17 protein-coding genes are annotated in these 23,438 nt (G+C 59.9%); 8 read left to right on the forward strand and 9 right to left on the reverse strand.

Features of this window, described 5'->3' with window-relative positions; genetic code table 11:
• Nucleotides 1-41 precede the first annotated feature (41 nt).
• Complete coding sequence (locus tag J7E41_RS03305) at nt 42-314, reverse strand: hypothetical protein (RefSeq protein WP_214990097.1); 273 nt, start codon at nt 312-314, stop codon at nt 42-44.
• 383 nt (nt 315-697) lie between these two features.
• Between J7E41_RS03305 and J7E41_RS03310 the strand changes: the two genes are divergently transcribed.
• The gene (locus J7E41_RS03310; RefSeq protein WP_214990098.1) at nt 698-1,039 is read left to right on the forward strand and encodes a hypothetical protein; all 342 of its coding nucleotides are present in this window, start codon (nt 698-700) and stop codon (nt 1,037-1,039) included.
• A 194-nt stretch (nt 1,040-1,233) separates the two neighbouring features.
• Here J7E41_RS03310 and J7E41_RS03315 read toward each other — a convergent pair whose 3' ends face one another.
• Complete coding sequence (locus J7E41_RS03315; RefSeq protein ID WP_214990099.1) at nt 1,234-1,662, reverse strand: hypothetical protein; 429 nt, start codon at nt 1,660-1,662, stop codon at nt 1,234-1,236.
• 189 nt (nt 1,663-1,851) lie between these two features.
• Entirely contained in the window at nt 1,852-3,435 is a 1,584-nt protein-coding gene (locus J7E41_RS03320) for a peptide chain release factor 3 (RefSeq protein WP_155583549.1), read from the reverse strand.
• Nucleotides 3,436-3,763: 328 nt separating this feature from the next.
• Between J7E41_RS03320 and J7E41_RS03325 the strand changes: the two genes are divergently transcribed.
• The 5 genes from J7E41_RS03325 (at nt 3,764) to J7E41_RS03345 (ending at nt 8,849) form a co-directional block, all read left to right on the forward strand.
• The gene (locus tag J7E41_RS03325) at nt 3,764-4,480 is read left to right on the forward strand and encodes an ABC transporter permease (RefSeq protein WP_003215977.1); all 717 of its coding nucleotides are present in this window, start codon (nt 3,764-3,766) and stop codon (nt 4,478-4,480) included.
• Nucleotides 4,481-4,500: 20 nt separating this feature from the next.
• Entirely contained in the window at nt 4,501-5,394 is an 894-nt protein-coding gene (locus J7E41_RS03330; RefSeq protein ID WP_214990100.1) for a glycine betaine ABC transporter substrate-binding protein, read from the forward strand.
• Between the two features lie 9 nt (nt 5,395-5,403).
• Entirely contained in the window at nt 5,404-6,057 is a 654-nt protein-coding gene (locus J7E41_RS03335; RefSeq protein WP_169356387.1) for an ABC transporter permease, read from the forward strand.
• Nucleotides 6,054-7,211 (forward strand): osmoprotectant ABC transporter ATP-binding protein OsmV, encoded by a 1,158-nt coding sequence (locus J7E41_RS03340; RefSeq protein WP_214990102.1) that lies wholly within the window; start codon nt 6,054-6,056, stop codon nt 7,209-7,211. Before J7E41_RS03335 ends, J7E41_RS03340 begins: the two co-directional genes overlap by 4 nt.
• 474 nt (nt 7,212-7,685) lie before the next feature.
• On the forward strand, nt 7,686-8,849 hold the full coding sequence (locus J7E41_RS03345) for a type III PLP-dependent enzyme (protein ID WP_214990104.1): 1,164 nt from the start codon (nt 7,686-7,688) through the stop codon (nt 8,847-8,849).
• A gap of 47 nt (nt 8,850-8,896) precedes the next feature.
• Here the strand turns inward: J7E41_RS03345 and J7E41_RS03350 are convergent, their stop codons facing one another.
• A complete protein-coding gene (locus J7E41_RS03350; RefSeq protein WP_214990106.1) occupies nt 8,897-9,646 on the reverse strand; it encodes a tetratricopeptide repeat protein in 750 nt (249 codons plus the stop codon).
• A 2-nt stretch (nt 9,647-9,648) separates the two neighbouring features.
• Nucleotides 9,649-10,329 (reverse strand): Fe2+-dependent dioxygenase, encoded by a 681-nt coding sequence (locus tag J7E41_RS03355; protein WP_214990108.1) that lies wholly within the window; start codon nt 10,327-10,329, stop codon nt 9,649-9,651.
• A gap of 215 nt (nt 10,330-10,544) precedes the next feature.
• Between J7E41_RS03355 and J7E41_RS03360 the strand changes: the two genes are divergently transcribed.
• Entirely contained in the window at nt 10,545-12,830 is a 2,286-nt protein-coding gene (locus tag J7E41_RS03360) for a TonB-dependent receptor (protein ID WP_214990110.1), read from the forward strand.
• Between the two features lie 262 nt (nt 12,831-13,092).
• Complete coding sequence (locus J7E41_RS03365; RefSeq protein WP_214990112.1) at nt 13,093-15,618, forward strand: PepSY domain-containing protein; 2,526 nt, start codon at nt 13,093-13,095, stop codon at nt 15,616-15,618.
• A gap of 371 nt (nt 15,619-15,989) precedes the next feature.
• Here the strand turns inward: J7E41_RS03365 and J7E41_RS03370 are convergent, their stop codons facing one another.
• From J7E41_RS03370 to ptsP, 4 genes are all read right to left on the reverse strand, one after another.
• On the reverse strand, nt 15,990-17,531 hold the full coding sequence (locus tag J7E41_RS03370; RefSeq protein ID WP_214990114.1) for an alkaline phosphatase D family protein: 1,542 nt from the start codon (nt 17,529-17,531) through the stop codon (nt 15,990-15,992).
• Nucleotides 17,532-17,692: 161 nt separating this feature from the next.
• Nucleotides 17,693-19,414, reverse strand: coding sequence for a PTS fructose-like transporter subunit IIB (locus tag J7E41_RS03375; RefSeq protein WP_214990115.1), 1,722 nt, complete (start codon nt 19,412-19,414; stop codon nt 17,693-17,695).
• An 11-nt stretch (nt 19,415-19,425) separates the two neighbouring features.
• Entirely contained in the window at nt 19,426-20,367 is a 942-nt protein-coding gene (gene pfkB, locus J7E41_RS03380; RefSeq protein WP_214990117.1) for a 1-phosphofructokinase, read from the reverse strand.
• Complete coding sequence (gene ptsP, locus J7E41_RS03385; protein ID WP_214990119.1) at nt 20,368-23,226, reverse strand: phosphoenolpyruvate--protein phosphotransferase; 2,859 nt, start codon at nt 23,224-23,226, stop codon at nt 20,368-20,370.
• Nucleotides 23,227-23,438 lie beyond the last annotated feature (212 nt).

The raw sequence follows: 23,438 nt of genomic DNA on the forward strand, positions 1-23,438 counted from the left end.
GCATCAGCCTGGCGGGAGGGGCTTTCTTTTGCCCGTGCTATTTACGTATCGCTGTCACCGTCGTCATCCGGGTCGTCGTTGTTATCTGGCCCGCCGGTGGTGCCGTCATCATCATCCTTTGAGCCGCCTTGGCCTTCATCGCCACCTTCAGACTCACTCTTGGCCAGTTGCAAGCCACTGACTTGCACCACCTTCGCCGCCACAAACCCTGAACCATGACCCTGCACGGCTGTATTAGCCCATGCTGCCGACATGCCCAGCGATAACATCACCAGCACTTTGATCAACAGCACCAAACGTTGAAAGATACTCATGGTCGATTTCCGTCCAGTCAGTTGGTGAATCCCGCACGACCTGTGTCTTCGGCTTACGCCGACTGTCGCCCTTTCTCAAGCTAGTAGCGTTATGGGGTTTTCGCCATCTTGATCACTGTTGTCGGAGGAATTAGCACTTCGCCTATAGAACCAATTGGAATATTAATTATTCCAAATATAGAGAAAGCTTTGCCACCGACAACACACATAAATTCCTTTCACGAAAGCCCGAACACTCTTACGTGAAAAACTATATTAGCGCTCACGCCACAGAGGCATTATCTGCAACTTGTAACGAGCATGTTTCTGCAATTGCACAATTCAAACATCAAAGATTAAAGTCCGCCCTCTTCAATTTCATTACTTAAGGGCGAGCGTTATCTATGAGAGCTATTTCCAAATCCCTGGAAACGTTATTGTCAGATATTTTCGAAGATGGCGACGTATTGATGGGCGAGTTCAAGGCCTTGCAAGCCGAATCAGACCGCCGCTGGGAAGCAGTGATCGGTGAGCTGGGACCGAACAATACATTGCTATCATTTCAAAGTGCCATGGATGTGGCCATGCACTTGTTGCACTTGAGCGTGACCCATATAGCGAGTCAGGAACTGACTGACTTGGGTGAGGCGATTGTCAAGGATGCCATTGTTGCGCAAGTTGAGGCGGTGCGCGTGGGGGCTGAGCTTTCGTTAAAACAACTCCGGGTAGGCCCGAACAGCCTCTAATTCAATCGTTATCCGCCATAAAAAAGGGCGAAGTCGTCACCGCTTCGCCCTCTTATCAATCTTCATAAACACAACCTCACCGTCTCCAACCAAGCTTTCCGATAAAATCGTCCATCACACCGTTGAATCCATTGGAGTATAGACCCCCTCGAGTTTCAACAGCGTCAGGCATAACATCTTTATACCGCGTCAAATTACGAAGAAACACCATCCGCCTTCAATATAAAATGCCCCTTTACATGCTTACTTCGCGAGTCTCGGTGCGCCATAAAATCAAACTGAATGAACACCGTTTTTTGCGAAGAACTAAATATCCCAGTCACAATCCCCGTCTGACCACGCCAGACTTCCCCAACACTGTGAAAATTGGCCACGATACCTCCTCCAAGAGAAGTATCGACCCCCCAAAAACTCGCTGCACTCTCATATGTGAATGCCATATGGACACCCGTTTCTTGGATAGCGACGTCAGTATCCCGCCCCACAAAAAATGTATGGGTATTACCCATGTAAAAACTAGCATATTTATAAGTTGGGATGACAACTGCCCCACCATCAACGGTGTATTCAAATCTCCCAGAGGCGCTTAGCAGTTTATTTTCTATTTCCTGACTATCTAACATGATATGGCTCTCCATATTCGGTCATCGAAAAGGCACATGCCTCCCACCTCTAAAGTAAAAAGCATAACTGTAAGTTGTCAACTGTCAACATTGACAGTTGACAACTTACAGTTCGACCCCATCAGAAACTAAAAAGGCCCTACAGATAAAATCTGCAGGGCCTTTTTAGTTCAGTTAGAAATGCCTACATTAATGATGCTCACGGGTCGCGCGGAATTTCACATCCGGCCAGCGCTCTTCCATCAGCGCCAGGTTGACCCGGGTCGGGGCCAGGTAAGTCAGGTGACCGCCGCCGTCGATGGCGAGGTTTTCCACGGCCTTGTTGGAGAATTCCTCCAGCTTCTTCTTGTCGCTGCAATCGATCCAGCGCGCGGAGTACACGGTGATCGGCTCGTAGGAGCACTCGACCTTGTATTCCTCTTTCAAGCGGCTGGCCACCACATCGAACTGCAGTACACCGACGGCCCCGAGGATGATGTCGTTGCTGCGCTCAGGGAAGAACACCTGGGTCGCGCCCTCTTCCGCCAGTTGCTGCAAACCTTGACGCAGTTGCTTGGATTTGAGCGGGTCACGCAGCCGCACGCGGCGGAACAGTTCCGGCGCGAAGTGCGGAATACCGGTGAAGCCCAGCACTTCGCCTTCAGTGAAGGTGTCACCGATCTGAATGGTGCCATGGTTGTGCAACCCGATGATGTCGCCGGCAAACGCCTCTTCCAGTTGTTCACGCTCGGAGGAGAAGAATGTCAGGGCGTCGCCGATGCGCACGTCCTTGCCGGTACGCACGTGGCGCATCTTCATGCCTTTTTCGTATTTGCCTGAGCAGATACGCATGAAGGCGATACGGTCGCGGTGTTTTGGGTCCATGTTCGCCTGGATCTTGAACACGAAGCCTGCGAACTTCTCTTCCACCGGCTCTACGGTACGTTCGTTGGCGACACGGGCCAGCGGCTTGGGTGCCCAATTGACCACGGCGTCGAGCACGTGATCGACACCAAAGTTGCCCAGGGCGGTACCGAAGAACACCGGGGTCAGCTGGCCGTCGAGAAATTCCTGCTGGTTGAACTCATGGCAAGCGCCCTGCACCAGTTCCAACTGATCGACAAAACGGTCGTACTCATCACCTAGATGGGCGCGGGCTTCGTCGGAGTCGAGCTTCTCGATGATTTTCACATCGGTGCGTTCGTGACCATGGCCGGCGGTGTAGACAATGATGTAGTCGTCGGCCAGGTGGTACACACCCTTGAAGTCACGGTAGCAACCGATCGGCCAGGTAATTGGCGCGGCCTTGATCTTCAGGACGGCTTCGATCTCGTCGAGCAATTCGATCGGGTCACGAATATCGCGGTCGAGTTTGTTGATGAAGCTGACAATCGGCGTATCCCGCAGACGGCAGACGTCCATCAGCGCGATGGTCCGTGGCTCAACACCTTTACCGCCGTCGAGGACCATCAGTGCCGAGTCGACCGCCGTCAAGGTGCGGTAGGTATCTTCGGAGAAATCTTCGTGGCCCGGGGTGTCGAGCAGGTTGATCATGTGTTCACGGTAAGGGAACTGCATGACCGACGTGGTAATGGAAATACCCCGTTGCTTCTCCATCTCCATCCAGTCGGAGGTGGCATGACGATCGGATTTACGGGATTTCACCGTGCCGGCCACTGCGATCGCCTTGCCCATCAGCAGGAGCTTTTCGGTGATGGTGGTTTTACCGGCATCGGGGTGGGAAATAATGGCGAAAGTGCGGCGTTTCGCGACTTCGGCGGCCTGGTGGGTCATGGGAAATCGCCTGGCAGGTGAGTCAAAAAAGGGCGGCGAGTATAGCGTAAACCCAGGGTGCCGGACCACCGTTCACCCGGTTAGGGGTGGCTAAAAGCTCCCAAGTGTGGAACCTTTTAAAAGGTGGAGGCGTCCACTCCCCTGTTACAGCATTCGTACCAGGGGCTGAAAAATCAGCAAGTTAGCCTGACGAGGCTGCGCTCATGGCTCGACCTCATGCCGTTTTGCCGGCATTGGCGAGCTGCTTTTCGCGACCATATTTGCCGACAGCCAGGAATGGCATTGCCGCTCGGGAATGTGCTCGCCGACTGAATAAAGGAGTCCGCCTGTGGCTATTCGCTATGGCAAAGGGCTGATAGGAGGAGCGGTTGTCGTCGCTCTCCTGGCCCTGCTGGTCCACTGGATTGGCATCAACACGATCGAACTGTACCGCGACGATTTGTTGTTTTACCTGCAAGCTCACCTGATTCTTGTTCTTGTCTCCATGCTTGCCGCCCTGATTGTGGGCATTCCCGCCGGTATCCTGCTCAGCCGTCCGAACATGGTCGGGCGCGCAGAACGCTTCATGCAGATCTTCAACATCGGCAACACCGTCCCTCCCCTGGCTGTACTGGCCATCGCTCTCGGCGTCCTCGGCATTGGCAGCGGCCCTGCGATCTTCGCGCTGTTCCTTGCCTCCTTGCTGCCCATCGTACGTAACACCTATGAAGGCCTGAAAAACGTCCAGGGTTCCTTGAAAGAAGCCGCTGTCGGCATCGGCATGACCCCGCGCCAGGTGCTGTTTCGCGTGGAGTTGCCCAACGCCGTGCCGATCATCATCGGTGGTGTGCGCGTGGCCCTGGCGATCAACGTCGGTACCGCGCCCCTGGCGTTCCTGATTGGCGCCAACAGCCTGGGCAGCCTGATCTTCCCCGGCATCGCCCTGAACAATCAGCCGCAACTGCTGCTCGGCGCCGCGTGCACCGCGCTGCTGGCCTTGCTGCTCGACGGCCTGGTGACCATGGCCAGCCGCCTCTGGCTGGAACGCGGGTTGCGTCCGTCTTAAGGCTTGGCCAAGGAATCAACATGAAAAAACTGACTTTGATATTGAGCTGCGTCCTGCTGTTTACAGGCATTGCGCAAGCCGCTGAAAAACCGGTAATCCGCATCGGCGCCCGGGTGTTCACCGAACAGACCCTGCTGGCCGAAATCACCTCCCAATACCTGCGCACCAAGGGCTACGACACCCGTGTGACCGGCGGGCTGGGCAGCAACCTGGCACGCAGTGCCCAGGAGAGCGGGCAACTGGACCTGATCTGGGAATACACCGGCGTGTCGCTGGTGGCCTACAACCATGTCGACGAGAAGCTCGACAGCGAACAGTCCTACGCTCGGGTCAAAGAACTCGACGCCAAAAAAGGCCTGGTCTGGCTGTCGCCGTCGAAGTTCAGCAATACCTACGCGCTGTCCCTGCCGGAGAACGTGGCCAAGGAATACCCGCAGATCAACACGATCAGCGACCTGACCAAGGCCCTGGCCGAAGACACCCGTGAAAACCGGCTGGTGGCCCTGGACACCGAGTTTGCCAACCGTTCCGACGGCATGGCGGGCATGGTCAAGCTGTACGGCATGAACCTGACCCGCAAAAACACCCGGCAGATGGACGCAGGCCTGGTCTATACCGCCCTGCGTAATGGCCAAGTGTTTGCCGGCCTGGTCTACACCACCGACGGGCGCCTCAACGCCTTCAAATTGAAGTTGCTGGAAGACGACAAGCATTACTTCCCGGACTACACCGCCGCGCCCGTAGTGCGCCAGGTTTACCTCGACGCCCACCCGCAACTGGCCGCAGAGCTTGCGCCGCTGGCTGCGCTGTTCGACGACGAAACCATGCGCCAGCTCAACGCGCGGGTGGATGTCGACCATGAAAGCCCGTCCGCCGTTGCCGCCGATTTCCTGCGTCAACACCCACTCAACTAAGGAGAAGACATGGAATTCCTGAACGCCTTTTCCCATCTTGACTGGGCACTCGTCCTGCAACTGACTTGGCAGCACATCACCCTGGTCGGTATCGCAGTCATCCTGGCCATCGTTGTTGGCGTGCCTCTGGGCGTGCTGATGACCCGCTTCCCGACCCTGGCCGGCCCACTGCAAGCCAGCGCCACGGTACTGCTCACCGTACCGTCCATCGCGCTGTTCGGCCTGCTGTTGCCGTTCTATTCCAAGTTTGGCCAGGGCCTGGGGCCGATGCCGGCGATCACTGCCGTGTTCCTCTACTCCCTGTTGCCCATCATGCGTAATACCTACCTGGCCCTGACCGGCGTGGAACCGGGTATTCGCGAAGCCGCCCGTGGCATCGGCATGACCTTCGGCCAGCGCCTGCGCATGGTCGAGCTGCCGATTGCCGTGCCGGTGATCCTCGCCGGTGTGCGCACCGCCGTGGTGATGAACATTGGTGTGATGACCATCGCCGCCACCATCGGCGCCGGTGGCCTGGGTGTACTAATTCTGGCTTCCATCAGCCGCAGCGACATGTCGATGCTGATCGTTGGCGCCGTACTGGTCAGTCTCCTGGCCATCTTCGCCGACCTGCTTCTGCAATGGCTGCAACGCACGCTGACTCCAAAAGGATTACTCAAATGATCGAACTTCAAAACCTGACCAAGACCTTTCAAAGCAACGGCAAGACCATCACCGCCGTTGATTCCGTGAGCCTGACCGTCAACGAAGGCGAAATTTGCGTATTCCTCGGCCCGTCGGGCTGCGGCAAAAGCACCACACTGAAGATGATCAACCGCCTGATCAAACCCACCTCGGGCAAGATCCTGATCAACGGCGAAGACACCACCGGGCTCGACGAAGTGACCCTGCGCCGCAACATCGGCTACGTCATCCAGCAGATCGGCCTGTTCCCCAACATGACCATCGAGGAAAACATCGTGGTCGTGCCCAAGCTGCTGGGTTGGGATAAGCAAAAGTGCCATGACCGCGCCCGCGAATTGATGAGCATGATCAAGCTCGAACCCAAGCAGTACCTCCATCGCTACCCGCGTGAATTGTCCGGTGGCCAGCAACAGCGGATCGGCGTGATCCGCGCCCTGGCGGCCGATGCGCCGCTGCTGTTGATGGATGAGCCGTTCGGCGCGGTCGACCCGATCAACCGCGAGATGATTCAGAACGAGTTCTTCGAGATGCAGCGTGCGCTGAACAAGACCGTGATCATGGTCAGCCACGACATCGATGAAGCCATCAAACTGGGTGACAAGATCGCGATTTTCCGCGCTGGCAAGCTGTTGCAGATCGACCACCCGGACACCCTGCTGGCCCACCCTGCCGACGAATTTGTCAGCAACTTTGTTGGCCAGGACAGCACGCTCAAGCGCCTGTTGTTGGTGAAGGCCGAAGATGCGGCGGACAACGCACCGTCCGTCAGCCCGGAAACCCCGGTGGCGGATGCCTTGGAGTTGATGGACGAACATGATCGCCGCTATGTGGTGGTCACCTGCGCCGACAACAAGGCACTGGGTTATGTGCGACGTCGCGACCTGCACCGTCAGACCGGTACCTGCGGGCAATACCTGCGGGAATTCAACGCCACGGCGGCGTACGACGAGCACTTGCGCATCCTGCTGTCGCGGATGTACGAGTTCAACCGTTCGTGGCTGCCGGTGATGGACGCCGAGCGGGTGTTCCTGGGGGAAGTGACCCAGGAGTCGATTGCCGAGTACCTGAGCTCCGGTAAGTCGCGTGGGGGCAAGACCAGTATCGTGTCGCCTGCCGAGACTGCGTTGGCCTGACCTGACACAGCGCAGTTCAAATGTGGGAGCGGGCTTGCTCGCGAAGGCGGAGTGTCAGTCAAATATGCATAACTGACCCACCGCCTTCGCGAGCAAGCCCGCTCCCACATTTGGATCTCCACTGGGCTCTAAAACACCTCAAATATCCCCATCCGGGGAACATCATTCCGTCATCCCCGTCGGTTACATAAGTAGCTGCACGGCACCACACGACGAACGCGTGCAAAAACGCGACATTTTTAGTTGATCTAAAACCCCTCACGTCCTAAAGTTCGCGCCGAACGTCCATGCTGGAAACGATCCATCCGGCTCAAGTACTGACGACGAGACAGCAAGGCCAAGGGCAGCGGTTGCTCCCATGGCCTTTTTGCTTTCGGCGACATGCCTTGGGAAGTAGGCGAACCAAAGTGGGGATACGGAGGACGTTCATTTGCACCCATTGATCAATCTAGTTTGCCAGTAGGAGTTCCCAGCATGTCGATCCAGGTCGAAGACTATTACGCGCGCGAAACCTTCCAGAAAATGAAGGCCTTCGCCGACACGCAAGAAACCCCGTTCGTGGTGATCGACACCGCGATGATCAGCAAGGCCTATGACGACCTGCGCGCCGGTTTCGAATTCGCCAAGGTCTATTACGCGGTCAAGGCCAACCCGGCCGTCGAAATCATCGACCTGCTGAAAGCCAAAGGCTCGAGCTTCGACATCGCCTCGATCTACGAGCTGGACAAGGTGCTGGACCGTGGCGTCAGCGCCGACCGTATCAGCTACGGCAACACCATCAAGAAATCCAAGGACATCCGCTACTTCTATGAGAAGGGCGTGCGGCTGTTCTCCACCGACTCCGAAGCCGACTTGCGCAACATCGCCAAGGCCGCACCGGGTTCGAAAGTCTATGTGCGGATCCTCACCGAAGGCTCGACCACCGCTGACTGGCCTCTGTCGCGCAAGTTCGGCTGCCAGACCGACATGGCCATGGACCTGCTGATCCTCGCCCGCGACCTGGGCCTGGTGCCGTACGGCATCTCGTTCCACGTAGGTTCACAACAGCGTGATATCAGCGTGTGGGATGCAGCAATCGCCAAGGTCAAAGTGATCTTCGAGCGCCTGAAAGAAGAAGACGGCATCCAGTTGAAGCTGATCAACATGGGCGGCGGCTTCCCGGCCAACTACATCACCCGCACCAACAGCCTGGAAACCTACGCCGAAGAAATCATCCGTTTCCTCAAGGAAGACTTCGGTGATGACCTGCCGGAAATCATCCTGGAGCCAGGCCGCTCGTTGATCGCCAACGCCGGGATCCTGGTCAGTGAAGTGGTGTTGGTCGCCCGTAAATCGCGTACCGCCGTCGAGCGTTGGGTGTACACGGATGTGGGCAAATTCTCTGGCCTGATCGAAACCATGGACGAAGCCATCAAGTTCCCGATCTGGACCGAGAAAAAAGGCGAGATGGAAGAAGTGGTCATCGCCGGGCCAACCTGCGACAGCGCCGACATCATGTACGAGAACTACAAGTACGGGCTGCCGCTGAACCTGGCGATTGGTGATCGGTTGTACTGGTTGTCCACCGGTGCTTACACCACCAGCTACAGTGCTGTTGAATTCAATGGTTTCCCACCGTTGAAATCGTTCTACCTGTAACGCAAGCAACAAAAAAAGCCCATGACGTGTCATGGGCTTTTTTTTGATCATGAAAGTGCTGCGGCGCGCGCCTGATAAGCCAATGCCATCGCCTTGATCTGCGGATCATTGGCGCTCTGCAATGCCACCTGCGCCACCCGCAAAAACTTCAGATTCCCGCCCTCCAGCGCCTTGCGCAGCCACTCCAGTGCAGCCTCGGTCTGACCTTGATCCGCCAACACCGCCGCATAGCTGAACTGCCCGCGAAAATCCCCACCGACGGCTGATTGTCGATACCACTCAACCGCTGCGTTTAAATCCTGCGGGCAGAATTGCCCCTCTTCCAGATACCGCCCCAGCAGGTTCATCGACTTGGCATGCCCCCGCTCCGCCGCCTGTCGGTAGCACCTCAGCGCTTGCGACTGATCGCAAGCCACGCCACGCCCGGTCGCCAGCAGGTTGGCGTAGTTGTACAAGCCCCAATCCAGCCCGGCTTCCGCCGCCAGGCGATATTCCCGAGCGGCCGCACCCGCATTGGCGTCGCAACCCCAACCCTGCTCAAAACACCGACCCGCCATATTGCGCGCCATCACGTGGCCGCCTTGGGCCGCAATCTGGAACCAGCGCAGTGCCAGTGCCTCGTCGCGCTCGATGCCGCGCCCTTCCAGCAGGATCTGCCCGAGCAGCGCTTGGGCATCCACCACACCCTCTTTCGCGGCGATCAGGATTGCCTGGGCGGCGCGCACCGGGGATTCGTCGAGCATGGCTCGCAGTTGCTCACCGTCCAGCACTTCTTCACGGCGCAGATGAAAGCCCACGGTCAGACCTCAACCCAGCGGCGCAACAGGTTGTGGTAGGTACCGGTGAGTTGGATCAGCGCCGGGTGGTCCGGCACATCCGTGGTCAGTTGCTGGATCGCGCCATCCATTTCAAACAGCAGGGTTCGCTGGCTGTCTTCACGCACCAGGCTCTGGGTCCAGAAAAACGAGGCGTAGCGGGTACCACGGGTGACGGCATTGACCTTGTGCAAGCTGGAGCCTGGGTACAACACCATGTCCCCGGCCGGCAACTTAACCCGCTGCAGGCCGAAGGTGTCCTGGATTTCCAGTTCGCCACCGTCGTAGTCGTCCGGGTCGCTGAAAAACAGCGTGGATGAAAGATCGGTGCGCACCCGCTCATGACTGCTCTTGGGCTGGCGCACGGCGTTGTCGATATGGAAGTCGAAACTGCCGCCAGCGGTGTAGCAATTAAGCAGGGGCGGAAAGACTTTGTGCGGTAACGCCGCTGACATAAACAGCGGATTTTTCCACAGGCGATCCAGCATCGCCGCGCCGATTTCCTGTGCCAGCGGATGGCCTTCCGGCAGTTGCAGGTTGTGCTTGGCTTTGGCCGACTGATGCCCGGCGGTAATTTTGCCGTCGGCCCAATCGGCTTGCTCTAGGGCTTCGCGGATGCGCAGCACCTCCTCGCGAGAGAACAGGCCGGGAATGTGCAGCAACATGGGGCAATACCTGGGGCAGAGGGATGCCAATGGTATTGATTCTTATTGAATGTGTAAAACCCTGTTCTGCGCCGGAGACGAACGAGAACGCAAAAACCGTAAGGCAAAAGTGTAAAGAATGTAAATTCAATGCGAATAGTAATGTATCGCAATTGATAGAAATACTTGTTAACACTATATTCCGCGCCTTCACATCCTTGGGGAAAGGACACGTCATGTCGCGCACTTCGATAAAAACACCGGTCAATTCACCTCGCTTACTGGCTTCGGCCATCGGCGTTGCCATCAGCGCCAGCTCTGTAGCCCACTTGGCTCAAGCGGCCGAAGACACCGAACAAAAAGGCGAGCGCAACAGCATCTCCCTGGGTGCCACCAGCATCACCGGGCAAGAACAGGACGCAACCTCTTACCAGGTAGAAAAAGCCTCTTCGCAAAAATACACCGCCCCGCTGGTAGACACCCCGCGCTCGGTCACCGTGGTACCCCAGCAAGTCCTCAAGGACACCGCCGCCACCTCGTTGCAGGATGCCTTGCGCACCGTACCAGGCATTACCTTTGGCGCCGGTGAGGGTGGCAACCCGCAGGGCGACCGTCCGTTCATTCGCGGCTTTGACGCCCAGGGCGACACCTACCTCGATGGCGTGCGCGACACCGGCGGCCAGAGCCGCGAGATCTTCGACATCGAGTCCATCGAAGTCAGCAAAGGCCCGAACTCGTCCTTCGGCGGCCGCGGCTCGGCCGGTGGCAGCCTCAACCTGGTGAGCAAGACGCCACAGGCGCGGGACTTCACAAACGGCGGTTTTACCTACGGTTCCGACCAGACCCGTCGCTACGTGCTGGACGTCAACCGTCAGTTCCTCGACAACGCCGCGTTCCGCCTGAACCTGATGAGCCACGAACAGAACGTGGCCGGTCGCGACACCATCAACTACGACCGTTGGGGCGTGGCACCGTCGCTGACTTTTGGCCTGGGCACACCGACTCGCGTCAACTTCAGCTACTACCACATGGAAAGTAATGATCTGCCGGATTCGGGGATTCCGTATGGCTACGGTAACAGCGGAGCAAAAGCCGTCCACGTCCATGACAAGCCTACCGATGGCGGCGACAGCAATAACTTCTATGGTCTGAAAGACCGCGACTTCCGCAAGACCCGCGCCGATATCGCCACGTTCGCCATCGAGCACGACCTGAACGACAACATGACGCTGAAAAACACCCTGCGCCACGGCAACACCGGTCAGGACTACATCCTGACGCAACCGGACGACAGCCAGCACAACGTCAACCAGTTCGGTACCGTTTGGCGTCGCGCCAACACCCGAGTGACCACGACTGAAACCACTACCAACCAGACCGACCTGTTTGGTACGTTCCAGGCGCTGGGCTTCAAGAACTCCTACTCCACTGGCCTGGAATTCACTGGCGAAGAGAACCGCGCCAGCGGCTATACCGTCACGCCTAATGCCAACCCGACTTGCAATCCCGCCAAAGGCAGCCTGGGCGGTAGCTGCACCTCGCTGAGCAACCCGACTCCGGACGACAACTGGACCGGCAGTGCCGTACGCAACTACTACGGCACCAATACCAAGGCCACTAGCCGCGCCGCTTACGTGTTCGACACCATCGAACTCGATCCGAAATGGCTGCTGAACGTTGGCCTGCGCTACGACACCTTCGACACCGAGGCCAACACCAACGCGGCTGCCGGAAGAACCAAGATCAAGGACGACAGCCAGTTCTTCAACTGGCAGGCCGGTCTGGTCTGGAAGCCAATGGAAAACGGCAGTGTCTATGCTTCCTACGCGACCTCGGCGACCCCGGCCGGTGGCTTGGTAGGCGAAGGCGCTGACGGCAACCCGCTGTCCGCCGGTGCTGCCACCAGCGACCTGAAGCCAGAAGAAACCGTCAACTACGAACTGGGCACCAAGTGGGACGTGTTCCACGACCGCCTGTCCCTGACGGCTGCTGTATTCCGTACCGAGAAGAAAAACACCCGGATCCTGGTGGATTCCATGACCTACCAAAACGCCGGTGAGTCCCGCGTTGACGGCCTGGAACTGTCGGCCAGCGGCAAGATCACCGACAAATGGCAGATGTTCGCCGGGTACAGTTACCTGAAAAGCGAGCTGGTGGACGCAGGCCTCAACGGCCGTAACGGCGCAGTCAGCGCAGGCTCCAACAAAGGCAACGACATGCCCAACACGCCGAAGAACACCTTCAGCCTCTGGACCACCTATGACGTGACCCCGAAGCTGACCATCGGTGGCGGCGCGTTCTATGTCGACGAGGTCTACGGCGACGCGGGCAACACCGTTTACGTACCGTCCTACACCCGCTACGACGCCATGGCCAGCTACAAGCTGACCAAGAACGTCGACCTGCAATTGAACGTGCAGAACCTGACCGACAAGACCTACTACGACAAAGCCTACTCGGCACACTTCGCCAACCAGGCGGCCGGTCGTACGGCGCTGTTGACCACCAGCTTCCACTTCTAAAACGCGACCCTGTAGCCGCTGCCGAGGCACGAGGCTGCGATGGGTTTGGGCGGCATTCCGACGTAGCAGACCCCGAAAGGCGGTCCTGCGGACACGCATCGCAGCCTCGTGCCTCGGCAGCGGCTACAAGGCGGCGATAGCCGTAGTAAAACCCCACGCATCGGATGCGTGGGTTTTTTGTGTGTAAACAGAATGTTTCTCGACAACTCACGGCATAATGCGCGCCGTGGCGAACATATTCAGATGAACGAGGCAGTCCGACGTGTTGAAGAAAACCCTGTTCCAGTTGCATTGGTTCTTCGGCATTACGGCCGGGCTGGTGCTGGCCTTGATGGGGATTACCGGTGCCACGGTCTCGTTCCAGGATGAAATCCTGAGGGCGCTCAACCCGACAGTGCTGACCGTCGAAAAGCGCCCGGCCGGGGTGCTGCCGCCTGCCGAGCTGGTGCGCACGTTGGAGGCCACCGAAGGCAAGGCCGTCTCGATGCTCTGGGTGGAAAGCGAAAGCGGCAACGCCGCCCGGGTGTTCTTCACCCCGCCGCCGGGCGAACGTCGCGGCCAGATGCGCTACTTCGACCCGTACACCGGTAACTACATGGGCGACGCCGTCGGCCAGGACTTCTTCGGATTCATGTTGCAACTGCACCGTTTCCTGGCGATAGGCGATACCGGCCGACAGATCACCGGTGCCTGCACGCTGATCCTGGTGTTCTTCTGCCTGTCCGGCCTGTACCTGCGCTGGCCGCGCCAAGTAGCGAGCTGGCGTGCCTGGCTGACCCTGGATTGGCGCAAAAAAGGCCGCAGTTTCAACTGGGACCTGCACTCGGTATTCGGTACCTGGTGCCTGCTGTTCTATCTCTTGGCCGCATTGACCGGCCTGTCCTGGTCCTACGAGTGGTACAGCCAGGGCCTCAATAAATTGCTCTCGGACACTCCGCAAAACGAGCGGATGCGCAAGCGCGGCCCAGCCCTTGAAGGCCCGGCGCCAGTGGCCAACTATGAAGCGATGTGGAGCAGCATCTACAGCAATGCCGGCCCCAAGTTAAGTGCCTACAACATCCGCATGCCAGCGGTTGCAGGCCAACCCGCCACCGTGTTCTATCTGCTGCAGGATTCGCCCCATGACCGGGCACTGAACCAGATCAGCCTGGATCCGGCCACGGGCGAGGTCAAACGCCATGATCAATACGCCAGCAAAAGCGTCAAGGCACAGTTGCTGACCAGCATTTATGCGCTGCACGTCGGCAGTTATTTCGGCTTGGTGGGACGGATCATCCTGACCATCACCGCCCTGTGTATGCCGCTGTTCTTTATCACCGGCTGGCTGCTGTACCTGGACCGTCGCCGTAAGAAACGCCAGATCCGCGACGCCCGTAAAGGCTTGAGTGAAAACCCCGGCGACGCGCCAGCCTGGCTGATCGGCTTTGCCAGCCAGAGCGGTTTTGCCGAACAACTGGCCTGGCAGACCGCCGGGCAATTGCAGGCCGCCGGTTTGCCGGTGAAAGTCCAATCCCTGGGCAGCGTCAGCGAAGACGACTTGCGTCAGTCAGAGAATGCGCTGTTCGTGGTCAGTACCTTCGGCGACGGCGAGGCTCCGGACAGCGCTCGCGGTTTTGAGCGTAGCGTGCTGGGCCGGGACTTGTCCCTTAAAGGCTTGAATTACTCGGTACTGGCCTTGGGCGATCGGCAATACCAGCACTTCTGCGGCTTTGCCCGACGTCTGCATTTCTGGCTGACCAACCAGGGTGGCAACCCGTTGTTCGCCCCGGTTGAAGTCGACAGCGGCGACAGCGACGCCTTGCTGCACTGGCAACAACAACTGGGCCAACTCACCGGCCACGCACCCACGGCCGCGTGGGCCAGCCCCAGTTACGAAAACTGGACCTTGAGCCAGCGCACCCTGCTCAACCCGGACAGCAGCGGCTCAGGCGTGTACTTGCTGGGGCTGACGCCGCCAGGCCCACGAACCTGGCTGGCCGGTGACCTGGTAGAAGTACTGCCGCGCAATGCTCCCTGGGCCATCGACCACTTCCTCGCCGGCCTCGGCATTGCCGGCAGCGACGGTGTGCAGATCGACGGCCTGGTACAAACCCTCGATCAGGCGTTGGCCAGCCGCCAGCTCCCGGACAATCGCGCTCATCTGGTGGGCCTGCACGCCCAGGCGTTGGTGGATGCGCTGGTGCCGTTGGTCATGCGCGAATACTCCATCGCCTCGATTGCCAGCGACGGCGTACTGGAGCTGATCGTGCGCCAGGAACGCCACTCCGACGGCAGCCTCGGCCTGGGCTCCGGCTGGTTGACCGAACACGCGAACATCGGCTCAGGCATCAGCCTGCGTCTGCGGCGTAACAGCGGATTCCATTTGCCGAGCGAACCGGTGCCGCTGATTCTGCTGGGCAACGGCACCGGTCTCGCCGGGTTGCGCAGCCTGCTCAAGGCGCGGATTGTCGACGGCCAGCAACGTAACTGGCTGCTGTTTGGCGAGCGCAATATCGCCCACGACTACCATTGCCGGGACGAGCTGCAAGGCTGGCTGGCCAGCGGTGATCTGGCCTTGCTGGACCTGGCGTTCAGTCGGGACCAGGAGGAAAAGATCTACGTTCAAGACCGCCTGCGCGAATCCGCCGAGGTCCTGCGCAAGTGGCTGGCCAATGGTGCGGCGATTTATGTCTGCGGCAGTTTGCAGGGTATGGCAACGGGCGTGGATCAGGTGCTGGTGGAGGTGTTGGGCAGTGAGGCCGTTGAACGCCTGATCGAGCAAGGCCGTTATCGCCGGGATGTTTACTGACCTGTAGCCGCTGCCGCCAGGCTGCGATAAGGGCCGAAGGACCTTCGGCGGTTTCAAGCCCCTGGCGTCTGCTGCGCAGCCGATCGCAGACTGCGCCAGCGGCTACAGGTATCGCAGCACTGTCCAATGTGTAGCCGCTGCCGCCAGGCTGCGATAAGGGCCGAAGGACCTTCGACGGTTTCAAGTCCCTGGCGTCTGCTGCGCAGCCGATCGCAGGCTGCGCCAGCGGCTACAGGTATCGCAGCACTGTCCAATGTGTAGCCGCTGCCGCCAGGCTGCGATAAGGGCCGAAGGACCTTCGACGGTTTCAAGTCCCTGGCGACTGCTGCGCAGCCGATCGCAGGCTGCGCCAGCGGCTACAGGGACCGTTGTTACACCGGCTGCAACTTCTGCTCAAACACCGACACGCCATCCAGATCCCGCAAAATAACCGTCAGCTCCGCCGTCTGACCATCAATCTGCACCTCGCCGAAAAACTGAAACCCGGCAAATGGCGAGGTGTTCTGCGCCGACGGTGCTTTCTCGAACACCACCTCCGGCCCGAAGGTCTTGTCCAACGGATTAGGCCCAAAACTCCCCGCATTCAGCGGCCCGGCGACAAACTCCCAGAACGGCTCGAAATCCTGAAACGCCGCCCGGTCGGGGTGATAGTGATGGGCCGCGCAGTAATGCACATCGGCAGTCAACCACACATGGTTGCGCACTTTTTGCGCCCGCAGGAACGCCAACAGCTCGGCGATTTCCAACTCACGCCCCTGGGCCTGCCCCGGGTCGCCGTTGGCGATGGCTTCCCAGCGCGGCACACCGGGGCTGACCTCACCATCGGGCACGCCGAGGCCGATGGGCATGTCGGCAGCAATGACTTTCCACTGGGCCTTGGAAGCCTTGAGCTCACGCTTGAGCCAGTCCAGTTGCTCACGCCCGAGAAAGGGTTTTTCGCCGCCCAGGTTGTCATCGTTGGGCCCGCGATAGCTGCGCATGTCGAGCACGAATACATCCAGCAGTGGCCCGTAGCTGAGCTTGCGATAGATGCGCCCGCCCTGATCGGCACTCTGCAGGCGCATCGGTGCATATTCGAGCCAGGCTTGGCGCGCGCGCCCCACCAGAGTGTTGATGTCTTTGGTCTGGTAACGATCATCCAGCTGCTTGCTCGGCGACCAGTTATTGATCACTTCGTGATCATCCCACTGCCAGATCTGCGGGACTTCGGCGTTGAAGCGGCGGATGTTTTCGTCCATCAGGTTGTAGCGATAGTTGCCGCGATATTCATCCAGGGTTTCGGCGACTTTGCTCTTGGCCTCGGTGGTGATGTTGCGCCAGATACGCCCGCCTTCGGTGGGCAACTGCGCGGGCACCGGGCCGTCGGCGTAGATGGTGTCGCCGCTGTGGATAAAAAAGTCTGGCAACCGCAGACGCATGGCTTCGTAGATGCGCATGCCACCGATGTCCGGGTTGATGCCAAAGCCTTGGCCAACGGTGTCGCCGCTCCAGACGAAACGAATGTCCCGGCGCTGTTGCGGCACGCTGCGCAAGTGGCCGAACCAGGGCTCGCTGGCGACACCGCTCTGGGCGTCCTCGAAGTGCACGCGATAGAAAATCGCCTGGTCGGCAGGCAGCCCGGTCAGCTCGACGCGGGCAGTGAAATCGGTGCGGCCGTCAGCCAGGGGCGAGACGAATCGGCGCGGGTTGCTGAACACACTGCGGGTGTCCCACTCCACCACCATCCGCGCCGGGCGGTCGCTGCGGCTCCAGATCATCGCCCGGTCGCCCAGCAAGTCGCCGGACTGCACCCCATCGGTGAGTTGCGGGCGGTCCTTGACCGAGGCAATGACCGCCGGCGCCAGGCCGGGCAACAACAGACCGGCCCCGACAGCTTGCATCACACGGCGGCGACCGAGATCGAAGTGGCTCATGGTGGGCTCCCCTTGCTGGATCAAAAGAGGAACTTAAACACGCCAGGATGAAAAACAGATGACATCTGTAGCCGCTGCCGCCAGGCTGCGATCGCCTCGAAGAGGCGCAACCGATCAAGATCGCGGAAGGCCTTCGGCCTAATCGCAGGCTGCACCAGCGGCTACAGAGGGACTGGCTGGGCAACTGTCAGCTCGGCGACCTCGGGGCGCTTGATCAACGCATACACCACCGCCGTCAACAAGCTCCCGGCCACAATCGCCAGCAAATACAACAGCGCATGGTTGATCGCGTTCGGGATCAGCATCACAAACAATCCGCCATGGGGCGCCATCAGCTTGCAGCCGAAATACATCGACAACGCGCCAGTCAATGCACCACCGGCGATGCTCGCAGGGATTACCCGCAATGGGTCCTTGGCGGCAAACGGGATGGCCCCTTCGGAGATAAAGCACATGCCAAGAATCAATGCGGCCTTGCCAGCCTCGCGTTCGGTCTGGGCAAACTTGCGCCGCGCCAGGAAGGTGGCGATGCCCATGCCAATCGGCGGCACCATGCCGGCGGCCATGGTGGCGGCCATCGGCGCACCGCTCTGTGCCGCCAGCAACCCGACGGAAAACGCATAGGCCGCCTTGTTGATCGGCCCGCCCAGGTCGACGCACATCATCCCGCCCAACAGAATCCCCAGCAGCACCGCGTTGGCCGTGCCCATGTTGCTGAGGAAATCCGTCAGCCCCGTGAGCATCTGCGCCACCGGAGGGCCGACCAGGTAGATCATCGCCAGGCCAGTGAACAGGCTCGCCAGCAACGGAATGATCAGGATCGGTTTGAGGGCTTCAAGGCTTTGCGGCAAACGCACTGCGCGGCTGATCAGCTTGACGCAGTAACCGGCGAGGAAGCCCGCCAGGATCCCGCCGATAAACCCTGCACCCAAGGTGCTGGCCAGCAAGCCACCGATCATTCCCGGTGCGAGGCCAGGGCGGTCAGCGATGGAGTACGCGATGTAACCCGCCAGCAACGGCACCATCAGCATGAACGCCTGGTCACCGACGGTTTTCAGGGCGGCAGCCAGGGTGCCTTTTTCTTCAAACGCGTGGATCCCAAAGACGAAGGACAAGGCGATCAGCAAACCACCCGCTACCACCATCGGCAACATGAATGACACGCCGGTCAGCAGGTGTTTGTAGACCCCGGTTTTCTCAGTCTTGGCCGTTGCACCGCTGGCGGCGCTTTCTTGCTTGCCTTCGGCCAGGGCTTTATTGAGGGTGGCTTCCGATTGCTTGAGGGCAATGCCGGTGCCGCAGCGGTAGATTTTCTTGCCGGCGAAACGCTCGGTGGCGACTTCGATATCGGCCGCCAGCAGAACTACGTCAGCGTCACGAATGGCTTGCGGACTCAGCGGAGTACGAGCGCCCACCGAACCCTGGGTTTCCACTTGCAGGTCATACCCCAGACGCTTGGCCGTCTGCTGCAACGCCTCGGCGGCCATAAAGGTGTGGGCAACGCCGGTTGGGCAAGCGGTGATGGCGACAATACGCGGCGTATTCTTGGCAGCGGCCGGCGCCTCGCTCGCGACCTGCACCTGAGCTTCTTCGGCCCCCCTGCGCAACACGGCCTCGACATCTTGCAACGCTTGCGCCGGAGTACTCTGGAACACGCGCTTACCGACAAACCGCTGCTTGTCCACTGGCGTGCTGCTGACCAGCAATACCCACTCGGCTGCCTCAATCGTCGCCGCCGACAATTGGCGCTCGGGGTGCTGCGTGTCGACCACTTCAACACTGGTGCTCCAACCCTGGCGCTGAGCGGCGGCGTCCAACAAGCGGGCGCACAGCACACTGGTGACCATGCCGTTGGGGCAGGCAGTAACAATGGCTAACTTCATGACAAACCCTCTTATTGTTCTGTCAGCGTGCGCACGTGGACGCCGCTTTCGAGACGCGCCAACTGCGCGTCATCGCTGATACCAAAACCGATCTGCGTCACCGCCATTGCGGCAATGGCCGTGGCCCGGCGCAAGGTGGTTTCAGGCAGATCGAAACTGAGCAAACCGTGGAGCATCCCCGCCAACAGCGAATCCCCTGCTCCCACCGTGCTGGCAACCGTGACCTTGGGTGGCGTAGCGTGCAGCGCCGTGCCAGGACTGAACCAGTTAACGCCGTCGGCGCCGTGGGAAATCACCACATGTTCGACACCTTGGGCATGTAACCGCACGGCGGCCTGGGCCTGTTGCGCGACCGAGTCCGCCGGGCAATCCAGCGCTTCAGCCAGTTCTTCGGTATTGGGTTTGATCAACCACGGGGCGGCTTTGAGCCCGGCACGCAAGGCCTCGCCACTGGTATCCAGCGCAACTTTCAAACCCAGGCTTTTCAGTTGTTCCAGCAAGCCTTGCAACCACTGCGGGCTGACGCCACGGGGCAGACTGCCGGCGACCACCACCACGTCATGCCCGGGTGCAACCCGCGCCAACTGATCGAGCAATGCCTGTTGCGCCTGTTCACTGACCACCGGGCCTGGCCCGTTGATGTCAGTGACACGACCGTCCTGCTCGGCGATCTTGATGTTGCTGCGAGTTTCGCCAGGGACGCGGATGAAGGCATCGACAAAACCACGCCGAGCGATCAGCGCGTCGAACGCTTGTGGGTTGCCTTCACCGAGAAAGCCGCCCACGGTCACCTGATGCCCCAGGTCCGCCAGCACTTGGGCGACGTTGACGCCCTTGCCGGCCGCGTGGGTGAGCAGCGCTTCGCTGCGATTGACCGCGCCCGGTTCCAGGCGCGCCAATGGCACTGTCAGGTCCAACGCCGGGTTCAGCGTCAGGCTTAAAATCCTTGCCATTTACACAGCCTCCACAAGGGCACGCACTTGCGCGGGAGTGCCCATCGCCAGCGCTTGTTGCGCCAGGCCTTGGGCCTGGCTCAAGGTAAACTCACGCACCCGCGCCTTGACCTCAGGAATGCTGCGGGCCGAGACGCTCAGTTCATCAACACCCAGGCCGACCAGCACCGGAACGGCCAACGGGTCCGCCGCCAGCTCTCCGCACACGCCGACCCATTTGCCATGGGCGTGAGCCGCACGCACGGTGATATCGATCAGTTGCAACACCGCCGGATGCAGGCCATCGGCCTGGGCCGAGAGCGTCGGATGGCCACGGTCGATGGCCAGGGTGTACTGGGTCAGGTCGTTGGTGCCGACGCTGAAAAAGTCCACTTCCTTGGCCAGCACCGGCGCCAGCAAAGCGGCGGACGGTACTTCGATCATGATGCCCAACTGCAAATCGGCCACCGGGATTTCCAGGCGCAGGCGCTCGGTCATGTCCCGGGCCTGACGCCACTCATCGACGCTGCCGACCATGGGAAACATGATCCGAAGTGGCCGGTTATCCGCCGAGCGCAACAGTGCGCGTAGTTGCGCTTCCATGATCTGTGGGCGTTGCAGGGTCAGGCGAATGCCACGCACGCCGAGGAAGGGATTTTCTTCCTTGGCAATCGGCCAATACGGCAGCGGTTTGTCGCCACCGACATCCAGGGTTCGCACCACCAGCGGCCGACCACCGAGGCCGTCGAGCACACGGCGGTATTCGGCTTCCTGGGTGGCTTCGTCCGGTGCCTGTTGATGGGCCATGAAAATCAGTTCGGTGCGCAGCAATCCGATGCCTTCGGCGCCGTGCTCCACCGCGCTGGCAACGCCGGCGCTTTCACCGATATTGGCGAACACTTCCACGGCGTGACCATCGCGGGTCAGCGCCGGCTCATGACGTTGTGCGGCGGCGGCTTGCAAGCGTTGTTCGCGGGTGTCGCGCTCCTGGGTAGCACGTTGCAGGGTGGCCGCGTCGGCGTCCACATGCAGGCGGCCGCGCTGGCCATCGAGCAACAGCGGCGTGCCCGAAGCCAGCAGCAATACCGCTGCACCGGCGCCCACCAGCGCCGGAATACCCAAGGCACGGGCGACAATGGCGCTGTGGGCAGTGGCGCCACCACGGGCAGTGAGGATGCCGGCGACACGCGCCGGATCGAGACGGGCCACGTCCGAGGGGCCGACTTCGTCCATCACCAGGATGTAGGGTTCATCCGGCTCTTGTGCGGTTTCAACGCCACACAACTGGGCCAGCACCCGTCGACCAATGTCCCGCAAGTCAGCGGCACGCTCGGCCAGCAGCGCGTCCTGCAAGGACTCCTGCTGCTTGGCGGCGGCTTCGATCACGCTCATCCACGCGGCTTCGGCGCTTTCGCCTTGCTTGAGGCGGGTGTCGACTTCGTCGGTGAGTTCCGGGTCGTCGAGCATTTCCTGGTGGGTGATGAAAATTTCGCGAATCGCCTTGGATTTGCTGCGCTCGATCAGACCCTGGATATCGTGGCGCACATCCGTCAGCGCAGCGTGCAAGCGCTGTCGTTCAATAGCGGTCGTTTCACCACGCAGCGGGTACTCGAAGGGTTGCAACACCTGAATATGCGCCGGGCCGATAGCAATACCGGGCGCAGCGGCGATGGCCTGGATCAGGCTGCCGGATAACGGCGCGCTGATCTGCGGTTCGATGTCGACGATTGGGAGTACGGCGTTACCCACAGGCAGCGGCTCGACCTCTTCTCCGAGCCCTTCTTCCACGGCAGCCAACAAGGCGGGCAACGCATCGCCGGCGATGGCTGGCTCGGCAACAAACTCCAGTACCTGGCCACGCCGGGCGCCGAGGCTCAGCAACTTGCTCAAGCTTTTCACCGACACGGCGCCGCCTTGGCCGTCGACGATACGCACGCGGATTTCACCGTCAAAACTTTTCGCCAGTTGCGCAAGGATTTTCGCCGGACGCGCGTGCAAGCCGTGGGCGTTGGCCAAGGCGATTCGTGCGTTGGGCCAATCGGCGGGCAGTTCACCACCGAGCACTTCCAATACGGCACGGCTGCTGGTGGCGCGGCCCAGTTCGTGGCCCCGGCCCTCAATCAACAAGGCACACAGGCGTTCGAGCAAGGCTTGATGCGCTTCGCCCAGACTGGCCAGGCAGAACAGGCCACTCAGGGGCTGGCCCAGGTAACGCATAGGCTTGTCCGGGGTGACAAAGGCCAGGCCAGGACGCTTGACCGTTTGTTCGCTGTGCAGCCACCACAAGCCATCGCCCAACGGCAGCGCATCAACCTGCTGCAGCACGGCGGCAAAGCCATTGCTCACGCAATCGGCCTGGCGCAACAGGCGGGCACCGCGCCACACCAGCTCTTCAAAATCATCGGCGGACACGCCGAGGCCAATCATTTGCGCATCCAGCGCCAGTTCTTGCGGCGCGCCTTGCAGCAACTTCAGCAGGGCTTCGGCGGAACTGGCGCGACACAACGCCTGGCCCAGATCGGTTTCACCGAGGGCACGGGTCAGCAGTTGCAGCAGACGCAGGTGTTCGTCGGATTTAGCGGCAATGCCGATCGCCAGGTAGACGATCTGGCCTTCCCCCCAATCCACGCCTTCGGGAAATTGCAGCAGGCGCACACCGGTGGCGAACACTTGGTCGCGGGTTTCGGGGGTGCCGTGGGGGATGGCGATACCTTGGCCCAGAAAGGTCGAGCCTTGGGCTTCACGGGCTTGCAAACCACTGAGGTAGCCTTCAGCGACCAGGCCATCGGCCACCAGTTTGTCTGCGAGCAGGTGCAAGGCAGCAGACTTATCCACAGCCGTCTGGCCCATGGATATCTGCTCTATGGTGAGCTCAAGCATGCCGTTCTCCTAGTTAGTGCGCCGGGCGCACTAGGTATTATTTTGAATAAATCAGTGCAAATGCGTTCGAAAAATTGACTGGATGGTCAGTTGGCAGAACCATCCCCGTCGCGATAATCGTAAAAATACGCTTGCTGAAACGTTTAATCTAGAATTTATGGCAGGTTACGCGTTAATTAAGCATGCTTGAAGCGCCACTCGGCGCTTGAGCT

Source organism: Pseudomonas fluorescens, assembly GCF_018614655.1.
GTDB classification, from domain to species: Bacteria; Pseudomonadota; Gammaproteobacteria; order Pseudomonadales; family Pseudomonadaceae; genus Aquipseudomonas; species Aquipseudomonas fluorescens_BX.

What these genes read in the sequence shown, in the direction of transcription:
- J7E41_RS03305 (WP_214990097.1), bottom strand. Translation starts at nt 314, where the DNA reads ATGAGTATCTTTCAACGTTTGGTGCTGTTGATCAAAGTGCTGGTGATG.
- J7E41_RS03310 (WP_214990098.1), top strand. Translation starts at nt 698, where the DNA reads ATGAGAGCTATTTCCAAATCCCTGGAAACGTTATTGTCAGATATTTTC.
- J7E41_RS03315 (WP_214990099.1), bottom strand. Translation starts at nt 1,662, where the DNA reads ATGTTAGATAGTCAGGAAATAGAAAATAAACTGCTAAGCGCCTCTGGG.
- J7E41_RS03320 (WP_155583549.1), bottom strand. Translation starts at nt 3,435, where the DNA reads ATGACCCACCAGGCCGCCGAAGTCGCGAAACGCCGCACTTTCGCCATT.
- J7E41_RS03330 (WP_214990100.1), top strand. Translation starts at nt 4,501, where the DNA reads ATGAAAAAACTGACTTTGATATTGAGCTGCGTCCTGCTGTTTACAGGC.
- J7E41_RS03335 (WP_169356387.1), top strand. Translation starts at nt 5,404, where the DNA reads ATGGAATTCCTGAACGCCTTTTCCCATCTTGACTGGGCACTCGTCCTG.
- J7E41_RS03340 (WP_214990102.1), top strand. Translation starts at nt 6,054, where the DNA reads ATGATCGAACTTCAAAACCTGACCAAGACCTTTCAAAGCAACGGCAAG.
- J7E41_RS03345 (WP_214990104.1), top strand. Translation starts at nt 7,686, where the DNA reads ATGTCGATCCAGGTCGAAGACTATTACGCGCGCGAAACCTTCCAGAAA.
- J7E41_RS03355 (WP_214990108.1), bottom strand. Translation starts at nt 10,329, where the DNA reads ATGTTGCTGCACATTCCCGGCCTGTTCTCTCGCGAGGAGGTGCTGCGC.
- J7E41_RS03360 (WP_214990110.1), top strand. Translation starts at nt 10,545, where the DNA reads ATGTCGCGCACTTCGATAAAAACACCGGTCAATTCACCTCGCTTACTG.
- J7E41_RS03370 (WP_214990114.1), bottom strand. Translation starts at nt 17,531, where the DNA reads ATGAGCCACTTCGATCTCGGTCGCCGCCGTGTGATGCAAGCTGTCGGG.
- J7E41_RS03375 (WP_214990115.1), bottom strand. Translation starts at nt 19,414, where the DNA reads ATGAAGTTAGCCATTGTTACTGCCTGCCCCAACGGCATGGTCACCAGT.
- pfkB (WP_214990117.1), bottom strand. Translation starts at nt 20,367, where the DNA reads ATGGCAAGGATTTTAAGCCTGACGCTGAACCCGGCGTTGGACCTGACA.
- ptsP (WP_214990119.1), bottom strand. Translation starts at nt 23,226, where the DNA reads ATGCTTGAGCTCACCATAGAGCAGATATCCATGGGCCAGACGGCTGTG.